The 14314-nt window shown below is 60.8% G+C and carries 9 protein-coding genes; 3 read left to right on the top strand and 6 right to left on the bottom strand.

Annotated elements, in window-relative coordinates; translation table 11 throughout:
- Positions 1–33: 33 nt before the first annotated feature.
- The 3 genes from ASG67_RS17735 to ASG67_RS17725 are packed head-to-tail and all read left to right on the top strand — an operon-like array spanning position 34 to position 3929.
- Entirely contained in the window at positions 34–921 is an 888-nt protein-coding gene (locus ASG67_RS17735) for a hypothetical protein (protein ID WP_056533020.1), read from the top strand.
- A complete protein-coding gene (locus tag ASG67_RS17730) occupies positions 858–3026 on the top strand; it encodes a hypothetical protein (protein WP_235535289.1) in 2169 nt (722 codons plus the stop codon). Before ASG67_RS17735 ends, ASG67_RS17730 begins: the two co-directional genes overlap by 64 nt.
- 15 nt (positions 3027–3041) lie before the next feature.
- Positions 3042–3929 carry an HNH endonuclease gene (locus tag ASG67_RS17725; RefSeq protein WP_056533014.1) on the top strand — a complete coding sequence of 296 codons (888 nt, stop codon included), beginning with the start codon at positions 3042–3044 and terminating at the stop codon, positions 3927–3929.
- 174 nt (positions 3930–4103) lie between these two features.
- Here ASG67_RS17725 and ASG67_RS18650 read toward each other — a convergent pair whose 3' ends face one another.
- From ASG67_RS18650 to ASG67_RS17695, 6 genes are all read right to left on the bottom strand, one after another.
- Positions 4104–5675, bottom strand: coding sequence for a glycoside hydrolase family 32 protein (locus tag ASG67_RS18650; protein WP_162244381.1), 1572 nt, complete (start codon positions 5673–5675; stop codon positions 4104–4106).
- A gap of 233 nt (positions 5676–5908) precedes the next feature.
- Entirely contained in the window at positions 5909–8752 is a 2844-nt protein-coding gene (locus tag ASG67_RS17715; protein ID WP_082543658.1) for a TonB-dependent receptor, read from the bottom strand.
- Positions 8753–8911: 159 nt separating this feature from the next.
- Positions 8912–10423, bottom strand: a complete 1512-nt coding sequence (locus tag ASG67_RS17710) for a glycoside hydrolase family 32 protein (RefSeq protein WP_056533005.1) — start codon at positions 10421–10423, stop codon at positions 8912–8914.
- A complete protein-coding gene (locus tag ASG67_RS17705; RefSeq protein ID WP_056533003.1) occupies positions 10420–11727 on the bottom strand; it encodes a sugar porter family MFS transporter in 1308 nt (435 codons plus the stop codon). The genes ASG67_RS17710 and ASG67_RS17705 overlap by 4 nt, the downstream gene beginning before the upstream one ends.
- 61 nt (positions 11728–11788) lie before the next feature.
- Positions 11789–12751, bottom strand: a complete 963-nt coding sequence (locus ASG67_RS17700; protein ID WP_056532999.1) for an ROK family protein — start codon at positions 12749–12751, stop codon at positions 11789–11791.
- Positions 12752–12937: 186 nt separating this feature from the next.
- A complete protein-coding gene (locus tag ASG67_RS17695; RefSeq protein WP_200940839.1) occupies positions 12938–14026 on the bottom strand; it encodes an ROK family transcriptional regulator in 1089 nt (362 codons plus the stop codon).
- Between the last annotated feature and the right edge of the window lie 288 nt (positions 14027–14314).

Below are 14314 nucleotides of genomic sequence, written 5' to 3'. Positions count from 1 at the left end.
GTGCGGGCGAACGGCGGAGTTTAGAACCATCAGATGAACCTTGCTGAATATGAAAATGGCGGACACGCCCTCTACGCGGATTTTGCCGAGGCGGTGGCGGCAATCCTTCAAGCCGCGATTGCCGAGCAAGACGACCTGCGCCTGCAAAACATACAGCGTCGCGCCAAATCCGCCGTGTCGCTGCGTGCCAAGCTGGCGAAAGCCGCGGCGGCGGCGGATGCGGCGATTGGCGACTTTGCCAAGGACGTTTCCGGGTGCCGGCTGATATTTTACACGAATGGAGACGTTAGCCGCTTTGGGCATAGCCGTATCCTGCGCGAAAACTTCGCCGTCGATTACGAACGCTCGAAAATCCATTATCCCGACAGCAAAGAAGACGGCGCGGAGTTCTTCATCTCGGAGAATTGGGTCGTGACGCTCAGCGATGCTCGCTGCGCGCTGCCCGAGTACCGCCGGTTCGCCGGCTTGCGCTGCGAGATTCAAGTGCAGACCATTCTCGACCACGCGTGGGCAGAGATGGCGCATGACACCATCTACAAGCCGATGACCGATGTCGGCTTTGGCGGCGCCAAGGTCGAAGCGATGCGCAAGCGGCTTCGCAAGGTTATGCAGGAATTTCTGCAACCAGCGGGCTACGCGTTCGACAAGATAGCAAGCGATTACGCTCTGCTGCGCGACGGCAAGGCGATCTTCGACGCCGACGCGCTGGGTGCGATCCGCGCCTGTGCCGATCGAACTGCCTCGACGACGCCGTCGAGAAGTTCTCGAACTACGTTCTGCCCAATTACGACGACTATATCGCGGCCGCTCCTGAAATCATCGACACCCTATCGGACGCGATCACCCGCGCACCCGCGATGCCCGATGTCCCGAACATGGCGTTCGGTCGCGAGTATCCTGGGACCAAAAGCCAGGCAGTGATCGCCAAGATAAGCCGCATCCTCGAAAGCGGCTACCTTCTCTATGTCACTCCCGAACAGATGTTCGACGCGCTGGTCAAAATGCGCCAAGCCATGACTACCGAGGACGAACGCAAGCCAATCGACGATCTCACCCGGCGTTTCGCGCAGCATGACCGCCGTGCTTGGAAACAGGTCGGCCCGGGCCTCCAACGTCTCTTGGTCGACCGCATCGCGGACCTTGGCGATGCCGCGCTCGTTGCCGCAACCCCGACTGTCACCACCACGTTGCGCGAGGCCCTTTCGAGCACCGTGACGGGTACGACTTGGCAGGCCGAATCGATGACTCTGCATACTGGGTCGGTTGCCGTAACCGACGATCTTAAGGCAGTGCGGCGCGACGCGCTTCAACAGCTCGAACGCTTGCACCGCCTTCTAGTCGAAGGGCGCGAGCGCAGAGAGGTCCGCTATGCAATGCTCGCAGCGGGCAGCACACCGAACAACGCCGGCTATTCCGACCTGCTCGGCGAGGTCATCATGGACGACCTTGCGCGCGTGATCGGGTTTTTCACCTCGGTCCTGCCCGACCTTGGTTTGGAAGCGAAGCGCCGGGTCGAAGTCGATCTTCACCATCGGTATCATGCCTATCACTGCTTGCCGCCGACAATGGCAGACAACCCCGCATTGGTGGCAGCGCAACGCCGCCTCCTCAATGCCATCGCCGCGTGTCGCGCGGTGCTCGACGGGGACGCCGACCTCGATCGATATCGGGCGCTCGTTGGGCACGACAGCATAACGCCGATCATGTGGGCGAAGCCCGGGTTTGACTATCAGGCGGCGGCGAAAGAGCGTTCCGCCAAGATCGACGTTCTTGTCGCGAGCGTGAGTGTGGAGACTGCTGGCGAGTGGCTCTCGCGGCTCGAACGGTTCGTCGAGACCCGTAGCGACGACATGGCGACGTTCCTGGGCTTGCAGGAATTCATCAAGAAGCTCGCGGCGGCGCAGCCGGAGATTTTGCTCGCTTGGTTGCCGCTGCTGAGCGACCGGCTCGCCGATTGGCTTCCGGGCATGCTGCATGGGCTGTCGGACGCGGGACATAGCGCCGCAGTTGTACCGTTGATCGAGGCATGGGTCGCAGAGGACAGACATCTTTCGTCAATCGCGTGGTATCTTCAGTTTGCCGAGGCGTTTCGGTTTGATTTGCTCGCGACGATTACAGCAAAGGCTCTTGCTGCGGAGGACGATCAGGTTCTTCACAACGTCACGGTCGCTGCCGCGCGCCAGTCGGCGAACCATCCGGACGGGTTGTTCGATCACATTTTCCTCCCGGCCGCCCAATCGCTTTCGAGTCGTCGCTTGTTTGGTTGGGTGGGCGGCCTGTTCAACTGGGATCAGCTCGGGTTGCTGAAAGGTCTGTCGACACAACAAGTCGGGCCGCTGTTGAAACTGCTGGTCAAATTGCCGCGACTTGGGACGAACGGCGAAGCGCTCTTGGCGGTGGTCGCGCGTGAGCACCTTCAGGCCGTAATCGATCTCATTGGTGAGCGGTTCGTTCGTGAGCGGGATAGCGATGATTTTCGGTACGAAGATCTACCCTACGGCTTGCACTACCTGCGGGAGCCGTTTGCTTCTGCACCGGCTGAAATCGTAGCGGGGGCGCGACGCTGGTTCGATGCCGATCCGAGCTTGGCTGAGTTCCGGGGTGGCCGTCTCATCGCTGAGATATTCCCCAATCTCGAGCATCCGCTCTATCTGCTGCTCCTCACTCAAATCGAAGACAGCCGCGAGGGGATTGAGTTCGTCCTGTCCGTGCTGCGCGCGTTCAAGGGTGAAGAGTTCCTGCACCCACTATTGCGCGCGATCGTCGGGCGTTTGCCCGCCGACGACGAGCTCCTCCACATCGTCGATATCGTCATCAATTCAAGCGGCGTTCTGACGGGCGAGTATGGCAGCGTTGAAGCGCAGGAAGCGCGCAAGACGCTGGTCGCCGAATGGACCACCGATGAAAATGAGGCAGTCCGTGCGTTCGCGGCTCGCTTTATCAAGTCGGCAGACAACCAGCTCGCGATGGAACGACGCCGAGCAGACCGCTCCGTCGCGTTGCGCAAAATCACCTATGATGAATAAGGCTTCCGCTACTCCATGATCTTGCGCGAACACGATATCGACAACACCCCTGCGCGTCGTTTGCCGTCTCCGGGGACGTGCATCTATTGCGGCGCCACTGGCGAGGCGCTGAACGAAGAGCACGTCATCCCTTACGCGATCGGCAAGAATGCCACGATCCTCGAAGGCGCATGTTGCGACGAATGCCAGAAGGTCATTCAGCGTTACGAACAGGAAGTCTTGAAGAAGCAGCTCGGGGTGTTTCGGGCGATGGTGGAAGCGCCGACCCGGAATAAGCGCGACCGCGCAAAATTCATCATTCTACCGCTCGTGGAGCACGATGATGCCGGGCGGGTCGTTCGCGACCTCGGCGATCGGGAAATCCCCATCGATAATGGACCGTTGATCCTGAATTTATGGCAGTCGCCACCACCTCGCATTCTCGGCGAACGGATCGAGCTTGCCGATGCCGAGGGCCGACCGTGGCGCTACGTCGAGGCCAGCCGAGCCGATCCGATCTTGAAGGCAGCTGCGGCGGAGTTTGGCGTCGACCAGGTCGGGTTCAAATTGCCCGAGGTTAATCGACTTCACTATTTGCGCGTTCTTGCCAAAACAGCACATGCGTTCGTCGCGGCCGAGCTTGGGCCGGATGCGTTTCGGCCGTTCCTCACCGACCTCATTCTCAACCGGTCCGATGACGTGGGAGAATTTGTCGGTGACATGGCGGGCGTTGCGAGCCTTGAGGGTGCGACCGGACATTCGTTCAAGATCACGATGGGGGAGACACCAGCATCCTTGGGACCGGCGGGGGGCTTGATCGTTGTATTCATGCAATTCTGGGCTGACCTAGGGTCGCCTCCTCACCTTGTGGTCGTGGGGAGGCCCCTCATAGACATGCAGGCTCATTTTCAAGACCGCACGTAGCTGCCGCACTCAAGCGACGGCGCCCAAAGGAACTGACCGCAGCTTTCCGGCTTCGTGAAATCCGCAATCATTGGCCAGGTTTGGGGCGCTCAGCTGGCACTGCGAGCTTCATGAACAAACGTCTGCTTACGCCATTTTAGCGTCCGAAATCAAACAGGCCGGTTTCCACCAGATTTACGCCAGCCGTTTGATCGCGATGCCTGAAACGTTGACACTTCCTTCAACTGCGGTGAGCTGCAGCTTGGTGGCTGTCAAAGGTGCGGTAATTAGCTCCGACATGGTTGCCTCTCCCCCGCCGAGGAACAACTCCAGCGACCCGGAGTCGATGAACAGGCTTGCCGTTGCTACCCCGTTGGAGAAGTCTAAGGTAACGCTGCGCTGCTCGCGCCATGCACCTACATTCGGAGCATCTGGTCCGCTGTTATCGCGCTCGAGGGACACACTATTATTTGGCAGGTCAAAAGAGATCCGGGTGTACATCCCGTCGCCCTTTCTCACTGACAGGAAAACCCGACTCGGCCACGCCGCGCCAACGCGGGTTAGCTTCAGATCTATGCGACAGGAGCTCGCTTGCGCCCCTGGTGGCCAGGCGTAATCCCGCCCGTCACCGATTATCTGGTCCTGCCCGCTCAAGGTCTGGTCGAAGACCCGGTTCTGCTCCGGTAGTGGCGTGCTGCACAGGCGTGGCACGCCGCGGACGAGCTCAAGACGCAGCCGCCGAACGACGCTGAGCTGGCCTTGATAGCCGCGACGAACAGGGATCTCGTTCACGTAGTCCCAGTTGCTCATCCAAGCTATCGAGTAAGCCGATGCCAATGGATCTTCCGCCTCGGGATCGGTCCAGACGACAGCTGCGTAGAAGTCAGCACCGCCATCGAGCCACCGCCCCTCGGAAACGTCGGCGGTGAACTTGGCTCCGTCGAAATCCCCAACCCAGTAATAGGTGCCGACCGTAAAGCCGCGCTTGGTCCCGTTGCCGCCTACCAGCAGGATCCACTTGTCGACTGAGGTGCGCCCGTCCGCGTCGAAAAGATGCAGCTTGAACAGGTGCGAGCATTCCATGATCCGACCGACCAGCTCGGAGGCGAACCCGCTGGTATATGTCCACTGCTTTAGATCGGCCGACGTATAGATGCCGATCTTGCCCTCCTGCGACAGGGTCATCACCCAACGCCGGGTCGGTACGTGCCAGAAGACCGTGGGATCCCTGAAGTCTCTGCTTCCCGGGTTTGGGAGGACTATCTCATGGAAGGTGAAGCTGGCTCCTCCATCACGTGAATACCACAACGCACAGGATTGGCCTGATCCCGGCACTGGCATCGTGACCAGCGTGATGAAGGAGCCGGCACCAAATCCTGCCGTGTCGTCGGCGTCGATAACAGTACTACCACTCCAGACATCGCCGTCCGGAGTCGTGTTGCGGGGTATGGCAATGCCCTGATCCTGCCAGGTGACGAGATCCTTTGACGTCCAGCGCCGCCAGTTCGTACCGCCTTTGGGATAGGTAGGATTGTAAAGCGCCCAGAGGTTCCAAGTGTCGCCCACTTTCAGCGGGCGCTGCGGATCGTTGATCCAACCTCCTGCCGGTGCTGCAATGTGGAAGCGGGGGCGGGCACTCCCTGCGTCGACCTCGGCGATTGGCGCCGGAAGCGGATGGGAAAGCGCGTGCTCCGACAGCGAACCGCTGATGCCGCCTCGAGCGAACGTGCGGCCGGAGACACCTAACACTGGGAGGGCTGCCACCATCCCGAGTGTCATGCGTCGCGTGTACGATGTCGCGCTCGTCATTGATCCGGCTCCAGTTTCGGGCGCTTATTGCCCGGTGATACGATGAGCAACGGTGGCTTGTGGACGGTGAGCGCCGATCCGAGTGGACGTCGGATTGTCCGTTCCTGCGGGCTCGCCACGGTCCTTTTTGGCACGTCGCCAGCAACGGGTGAGCCCCATGAGAAGATGTCCTATCGCACGGGGCCTTCCACCTACATCTTGAAACGGAGGCCTAAGCTGAAGTACCGACCTTCGACGCGCAGATCGCGGCCAAAGTACTGAGTTTCATTATAGTAGCGGTAGTTCTTGAACGGCTGGCCCAAGATATTGCTCACGTTCGCAACAAGAGAAACATTGCTGAAGGGCTCGTAGCTGAAGGAAAGGTCAAGCCGTGCTACCGGACGGACCAGCTCGCCGGCATACTGTTCTTCGTTGATGGTCCGGTTATAGCTCGTCGTGTACCCCGATCGCCAGTTGTACGAGAGGCGCGTGGAAATCTTACCCTTCTCGTAGAAGCCCGTAAGATTATACGCCCATTTCGACAGGCCGGTGATCTTCACCTGTCGGCCGCCCTCTCCAAGGGCGAGCGGCAGCTGATTGGTGCCATCAAGGTAGGTCCCGTTGGCCTGCACGCCGAAACCTGAGAGAAGACCGGGTAGGAAGTCAAAGAAGGTCTGCGCTGATGCTTCCAAGCCCTTGATGCGGCCGTCGCCAGCGTTCTCCGGACGGTTCAGCTGAACGCGGCCGTAGATCGGATCGTTCACGACCTGCGTATAGTTGCCGATGAAACCATTGAGGTCACGATAGAACGCCGCCACGGAAGCCGAGCCGTTTTTTGAAAAGTACCATTCCAGCGTGGCATCATAGTTCTTCGAGGTGAGCGGGCGCAGGTTGGGGTTTCCGCCTGAGCCCGTCGCGTCGAACTGTGGAGGGGAGCCATCGGGACCCGGACTGTTGGCCGTGATGTTGAGCGACGGGTTGAGCTGACCGAAACCTGGCCGGGTCCGTGTCTGCGTGTAGCCGAGGCGCACCTGCCACTCGCGAGAGAAGCGGATGCGCGCGATCGCGGACGGGAGAACGTCGACGTAGTTCTGCTTCGTCGTCGTGGGTACAATGCCGACGCTGCCGTTACTGGCCTGCACCCGACTAAAACCGCGATAGTCACCGTCGGTGTTCACGATGCGGGCGCCGGCGGTGCCGTCGACCTCGACACCGCCTAGGTCGAACGCGAACTTGCCCTGACCATAGAAGGCATAGCTTGCCTCGCTCGCGGTAAAGCCACCTAGCGGATCTACCGGAATTTCCGCTGTCGCGTACTTCGTCACAGCTTCGCGGATGCCGCCATCGTTCGGGAACAGTACGGTTGCTCGCTGGACAGACTGATAGGCAAGCTGCCGCAGCGCCTCGCTATTCGCGATAATCGCGTCCCGATTGGGCGCCAACCAGTTTTGGAAGCGTTGAGGATCGTTGCGGAACCCGTCCGTGATCACCTCAAGCGTGCCGGTCGGAAGGCTACCGAGAGGAATGTTGAGCCCAGCTGTGTATGCGTACCGTGAGTTGTTCTGGGAGGACGCATTGCGGTCGCTAGCGCGGACGCCAAACTGCAGATGCGGCAGGAACCCCCAGTCGGTCTCAAGGTCCAGATCCAGGCGCCCCTGAATGCCATCGCCCTTCGCGACGAACTCTCGCTGGTTGAAGCCGCGCCAGCGTGCCGTGTCAGGGTTAGTGATGGCATAGCCGCCCAGGTCGAATACCGCCGATCCGCGCGCGTCCCAATCGATGTTGATCGTCGGGGCGCTGGCGAGCTGGGAGTCAACCGCGATCTCCAGGGCCTTGTAGCGGCTGTTGGTGTACGCGAAGTCGCCCGACAGCGTCGCTCGGCCAGTCGTCCACTTGAAGCCCAGAGCGCCCTGGTAGGTATCGGTACGATCATCCTGCGCGACGCGGGAGAACTCGGGAACGAAGCCACCAGTCTTGGTGAAGCTCGCCGCCTTGCCTGCCTCGCCCGGCACGAGGACGACGTTGCTGAGCGTGGGTGCTACGCCGTTGGCGTCACGGCGCTCGAAGTTGACGTTAAAGGAGTCGCGCAGGACATTGCCGCGATAGGCCTGCCAGAGCCCTTCCGCATAGACCTCAAGATTGGACGATGGGCGCCACTGGATTGTGCCGTTGACGGCCGGCCGATGGCGAACGCCCTTCTCATAGAAGTTGCCGGCATTTGCCGGAAAGTTGAAGTTTCCGACGCCGGGCGTGGTCACAGTCAGATCATCTGCGGGATCGTCGACGCCGAAGCCGCGCGGCGTGATCACGGCGGAATCGGCGTAGCGATCCGCATTCCGATAGGTCGTCCGGACGTAGCTGAGGTTCACCAGCGCGCCGATCTCGCCGATCGGCGTGTCCCATCGCTTGGTCAGCAGGAGGTTGCCAGAAGGGTCGAACGCCTTGGACTGATCGTTGTACGATCCACGAATTTCACCGGCGATCTCGGTGTCCTTGACGTCGAACGGCCGACGCGAACGCAGATTAACTAGGCCAGCCAGGCCCGGCTCGATGAGGTTGGGCGTTCCCGACTTATATACCTCGATCCCCGCCGCAACACCGGCGGGGAAGTCCTGAAGGTGCAGGACGCGATCTTCGGCCGAGAAGAACTCACGACCATTGAAGGTCGTCGCCACGTCAGGAAGGCCCCGGACGAGAATGACGCCTGCCTCGTCATTGTAGCGCAGAACCGTCACGCCCACCACGCGGGAGATCGCCTCGGCCGCGTTGTTGTCCGGCAGTTTGCCGATGTCCTCGGACACGACCGCATCGACGATCGAGTCCGAATTGCGCTTGAGCTCCTGAGCGGAGCCAAGTGCCGCGCGGTAGCCGGTCACGACGATGTCCTGCTCGGCACCGGCTTGGTTTTCCGGAGCGGCATCGGCCTGGGCCTGCGCTGCACTCAAAGGAGCATCGACAGGCGCAGGATCGTTGGATGTTTGCGTCTGCGCCGCCCCGGTCTGGTTGGTGGCTGGAGAAACGTCGGATTGCGCCCAGGCGGACGATGCTGCGATCATCGGAAGCAGTGCAGCGGACGTCAACAGGACGTGGCAAGACCTCGTCATAAAATCCCCTCTTTTATTACGGTTATTAGAGTTACTGTCTGGAATTTGCCCGCAGGCGGGGCAGCTAGCCTGGCGCTGGCATGGCAAACTTCGTTTGGATCACCGCAAGCATCACTTCGCCGCAACCTGAGGTGCGCTCGTGTTCATCGTCCAGGCCGTGAGCTTCAGCTGCGCCTTGCCGCGTGAAGACGCACTCCAGCGAAGCGGGCCACCGCCACGGAAAAAGCGGTCGGTGATCGTTCGCTCGCCGTCATTGATGAAGACCTCAAGGATAGACTCATCGGCCAGGATTCGAAGTTTGACGCGACGGGACTTCAGATCGACTGGCGCGACATGACGGTTGGCGAAGCCGTCGTGAAAGTGCGGACCCGAGCGCGTGCGATCAACGAAGACCTCGTTCACGGTCGGGTTGACGCCGACGACGGTCTGGTAGCCCTCACCGTCGGTCAGCGTGATGGCGACCTGCTCGGATGATCCGGCATCGATGGTAAACTCCAGATCCGCCGCTCCGCCCTCGACTGGGAGCGAGGTAGCCGCTTCGCTCAGCGTGGCAGCGAAGTCCTGTCGGCTGCCATGAAGCGACGCGACCTCGGTCACGGGCTTCTGCACGATCCGATACCCGTCAGAATATTTCTTCAGCGTGACCTGCCGCGGCACCGTCATCAGCCCGCGTGAAGGCCATGTCGGAATGGCTTCGGCGTAACGCCAGTCGTTCGCCCAGCCGATCCAGACACGCCGTGGGTCATTCTTGGGCAGGTCATTCCAGGACACAGCGGCGTAGAAGTCCGCGCCATAGTCCATCCACTGCGCCTCGCTTGGCCAGCCCTGGACGGTAGTGAACTTCGTGCCGTCGAAATCTCCGATGAAATACTGCCCGCCCGAGCCACCGCCGACGGCGTTGTCACCAAGATTGATGCCCAGCACCCAGCGCTTTTCACCGGCCGCGCCCCCTTCAACGGGTATCTCGAAGAGATCCGGGCATTCCCAGTTCTTGCCGCGGCCCCCTGCAGGCCCGAAGCTGCTCGCGAACGTCCACTGCCTGAGATTGGGCGAGGTGAAGATGACCGCGCGGTTCTCCAGCGCCATCACTGCTACCATAACCCAGCGCTTCGTGGCGGTGTGCCAGAAGACTTTCGGGTCGCGAAACTCAGGTGACCCAACACTCAGCACTTCGCCGTGGACCGTCCAGGTCCGGCCGTGATCGTTGCTGTAGGCGAGATACTGCGATTGCAGCTTCGCCTTCGGGTTATGGCCTGTGTAGATCGCGATCATCGGCGGCTTGCCGTTCCGGCCGAAGCCAGTGGTGTTGTTCCAGTCGACGACGGCGCTACCGGAAAAAGCCATGACATCGGCAGTCTCGGGTATAGCGATCGGCAGCTCCTGCCAGCGAACTAGGTCGCGGCTCACCGCGTGGCCCCAATTCATATGCCCCCACCGGTCGCCGTGAGGATTATACTGATAGAACAGGTGATACTCGCCGTCATAATAGACGAGGCCGTTAGGATCGTTCATCCAGTTCTTCGCGGGTGCGAAGTGGTAGGTCGGTCGTGGATCGGCGTGCTGCGCCGCGGCGGAGGTTGCCAGAGCCACACCGGCCATGAGAAATCCCACAATCTTCTTCATGCTGTCGCTCCACGCAGATCCATGTCTTCCAGTGCGACGCCATTCGTCTCCGGCATCACCTTCCAGGCCCAAATGAATTGGAGCAGCATCATTCCACCGAAGAAGGCGAACACCCACCCGCCAACCGCGCCGGCTACCACCGGGAACAGCCATGTGATGATCGCGGCCATCACCCAGTGCGTGGTCGAGCCCAACGCCTGACCCTTGCCTCGCACGGAGCTTGGAAAGACTTCGGAGATGAACACCCAGATCACCGCACCCTGGCTGACCGCGAAGGCGGCGATGAATGCCACAAGCCCCGCGAGGATCAGTGTGCCGTCCGGTGCCGCACGCTCGAGCTGCCAGCCGACCAGAACAAGTGCAGCGGCACAGATGATCGAGCCAATGAACAACAGCGGTTTTCGACCGAACCGGTCGATCAGAAGCAGCGCGAGCGCGGTGAACAGCAGGTTGGTACCGCCCACGGCAACCGACTGCAGCAAGGCGCTGTCAGCACCGGCACCCGCCAACTCGAAAATGCGCGGCGCGTAGTATAGAAGCGCATTGATGCCCGAGAGCTGATTGAACATCGCGATTGCGATGGCACACGCAACGGGAATGCTATGGGCCGCTTGGAACAGGCGCGGAGCGCCCTTGGCTGCCTCGCGCGTATCCGCGGCCTCGATGCGCAACAGCTCGGCATGAGGATCAGCAAATCCCAAGCGGGTCATGGCAGCAACAGCACGTTCGCGGTGGCCGCGAACGGCCAGCCATCTTGGGCTTTCCGGCAGAACCAGCGTCACCACGAGAAAGATAACTGATGGCACTGCGACGATGCCGAACATCCAACGCCAGGCCGTCTCGGGTGGCAGCGCCTGCGCTATAATGTAATTAGAGAGGAAAGCCATTAGGATGCCCAGCACGATGTTGAGCTGGTTCATCGCCACCAGACGTCCTCGGAAGCGAGCGGGCGAAACTTCCGCGATGTAGATCGGTGTCACGACAGATGCGGCTCCGATCGCCACGCCGCCCAGGAAGCGAAAGGCGATCAGCACATACCAGTCGTGCGCAAGCCCGGTTCCGAGCGACGAGAGCACGTAAGCGATCGCCACCGACAGCATGATAGCCTTGCGACCATAGCGGTCGGCCGGGACGCCTGCGACCAGCGAACCCAGGACGGTTCCGATCAGGGCGGAAGCCACTGTGAACCCGAGCGAGGCCTCCGTTAAGGCAAATTGTGTCTGGAGGGCATTGGTCGCCCCGGAGATCACGGCGGTATCGAACCCGAACAGTAGACCGCCAAGAGCAGCCCCTGCAGCGCTCATGATGATCGCCGGTGTCGCTCGCGCATCGTCGACTGCGCCCGCGTGGCTAGAACCTACGACACTATGCATTGATTGCTTCCGCTCTGATGGAGGTGGGCTCGCTCATTGCCCAGTGCATCGGCCACTGACGTGTGGCCGTTCGATACGCGAGCGCCAGCGCCCCGGTCAGACCCGCGGACGAGCCTGCGGTCGGAGCGACCACATAGTCGGTCATATCGATCGAGCGCATACTTGCGTCGTATCCCGCGAGCTTCTGAGCAAGCACACGGCGGACTCGGTCATACATCGGCGGCTGCATGACGCCCCCACCGATGATGATGCGGTCAGGGCGCACGGTATAGGTAAGCGTCGCACAAAGGCCGGCGAGATAATCGGCTTCGATATCCCAGGCCTCATGACTGCTCGCCAGCGACTCTGCCGGAACACCCCATCGAGCGTGCATGGCAGGTCCGCAAGCCAATCCCTCAAGGCAGTCGCCATGGTAGGGGCAGATACCAGCGAACTGATCGTCACCTGGTGCGCGGGGGAGCTTGATGTGACCTGCCTCCGGGTGGTTCGCACCACCGTGCGGAGCGCCGTTGATCAGCAGGCCAACGCCGATGCCGGTGCCGACGGTCACGTAGCAGAACGTATCGAGACCTTGGCCGCTGCCGAACAGCCGCTCGCCGACTGCGGCGCAGTTCACATCGGTGTCGAGCGCCATCGGTGCGTCGATCGTCTGGCGGAAGTGCGCGAGCAGGCCGATATCCTGCCAGCCATGCTTTGGCGTCGACGTGATGCAGCCGTAATCGTTGGCGATCGAATTCAGCGAAAGGGGCCCGAAGCTGCCGATGGAAAAGGCGTCGAGATCGCCATACTGCTCAACCGCATCGGCAAAAAAAGCGCTTGCCTCACCCAGCGTTGCTTCGGGTGTCGTGGTCGGGATGCGGGTCTGCATCAGAGGCGTGCCGTCACGATCAGAAACGGCGCAGAGGAACTTCGTGCCGCCCGCCTCAATGGCACCGAGAAGCAACGGCTCAACCATGTGCAACGGTCGCAACGCAGATCGACGAACGTGACAGACTGAAAACGGTGAACACCGATACCTCTTCCTGATTGCTGCCACGCCTTCGCGGTCAGCTACTAAATCTACTAATGTGACTTAGTCTGTCAAGCACAGTTATTCAGCCGCTCGGCACAGCCTTCGGACGCGACCGACGTTCGAACAGGATCATTCCTTCTTGAAGAGGCTCGCCAAGTCAGGGGTGAAGCTGGCATGCAGGGGGAGCAGCCCTGCTCCTACAGCTGCAGCGACTTTGCCCAGTTGCCCCGTGCGGATCTCCGGCGTGAAGAAGTCGGGGGGCGCGTTGGTGGAAAAGTGCGATCGCAGACCGTCTGCGATCATGTTCAGTCCCTCTGGGACAAGTGCACCGTCAATGATGACGGCTTCGAGGTCCAGCAGGCTGTTGGCGCTCGTTACGGCAAAGGCGAGTGCATCCACACATCGCTGCGTCCAGGCGGCACGCTCCTCAGCGACGATATTCTGATCTAGGGCGTACAGGGAGGCGTGGTGGATGAGATAGTCAGATTGGCCAGCGGCACATACGGGCATCGATGCAAGTGCCCCAGCGTTTCCGTGCCGACCTTGATGGACACGCCCCCCCAGGACTATCCCGCCACCGATGAATGTACCGATATTGATGGCCAGAAAGTCTTGGAGATCGACGCCTGCGCCGCACAGCAACTGCGCCAGCGCGGCAGCATTACCATCGTTCTCGAAAAAGATGGGCCAACTTAGCCCGGCCTGCAGTCGATCGGCTACGTCGGCCCGACGCCACTCGTCTGCTTGATCCACCGATATACCGAGCTCATCACGCCATTCGCCGAGGAACCATGGCATGGCGATGCCGATGCCCATAAAGCCTTCGCTAATTAGCAAGTCCGTTGTCGCGAGGTGCTCGTCGATGAACGTGCTGACGTGTCCTAGAACGGTTTCGATCGAGGGAAAGCTGCCAGCATGACGGCTGATCGCCTTGCGCTCGCCGTCGAAATCTAGGAGCACTATGGTGGTATCGCCACGTCCAACCTCGACACCTACAGTGTAGCCGCGCTTGCCGTTGATGCGGTAGATCGTCGCAGGCTGTCCCATCCCGCCAGTTCGCCTGCCGGCCTGATACAGCAGGCCTTCTTCATCCAGTTCGTCGACGATTCGAACTACGGCTTGAGGCGATAACGCTGTCATGCGAGCAAGCTCCGCCTTCGAAGCGCCGTTCATCCGGCGCACAGCGGACAGGATCAGTCGCTCATTGTACCGCCGCATGCCACCAGCGTTGGTGCCCCTCCGCATTGTATGCATGCTTATCCTGCCTGTCGTTTGAGGTACTAACACCTACTTTTGGCGCTAGGGGTGTTTGGCATCCGCTGGCCTGATGCGCCATAGTCGATGCTTCCCTGCCCCGCCTCATGAACGAACAACTGCTTACCGAGTAGGGCGCCCAGAGGCGGACGTTCCGCTTTCCATCTGTGGACGCCCCTTCGGTTGCAAGCGGTTTATTGAGGGTCTGACACTTAGTCGGATGCTGCCATCTGTCCGGCCTGTGATGCGACC

The organism is Sphingomonas sp. Leaf339 (assembly GCF_001426195.1).
Classification (GTDB): Bacteria; Pseudomonadota; Alphaproteobacteria; order Sphingomonadales; family Sphingomonadaceae; genus Sphingomonas.
Note: the sequence above shows the minus strand (reverse complement) of the source record. Positions and strands in the feature narration are given on the sequence as shown.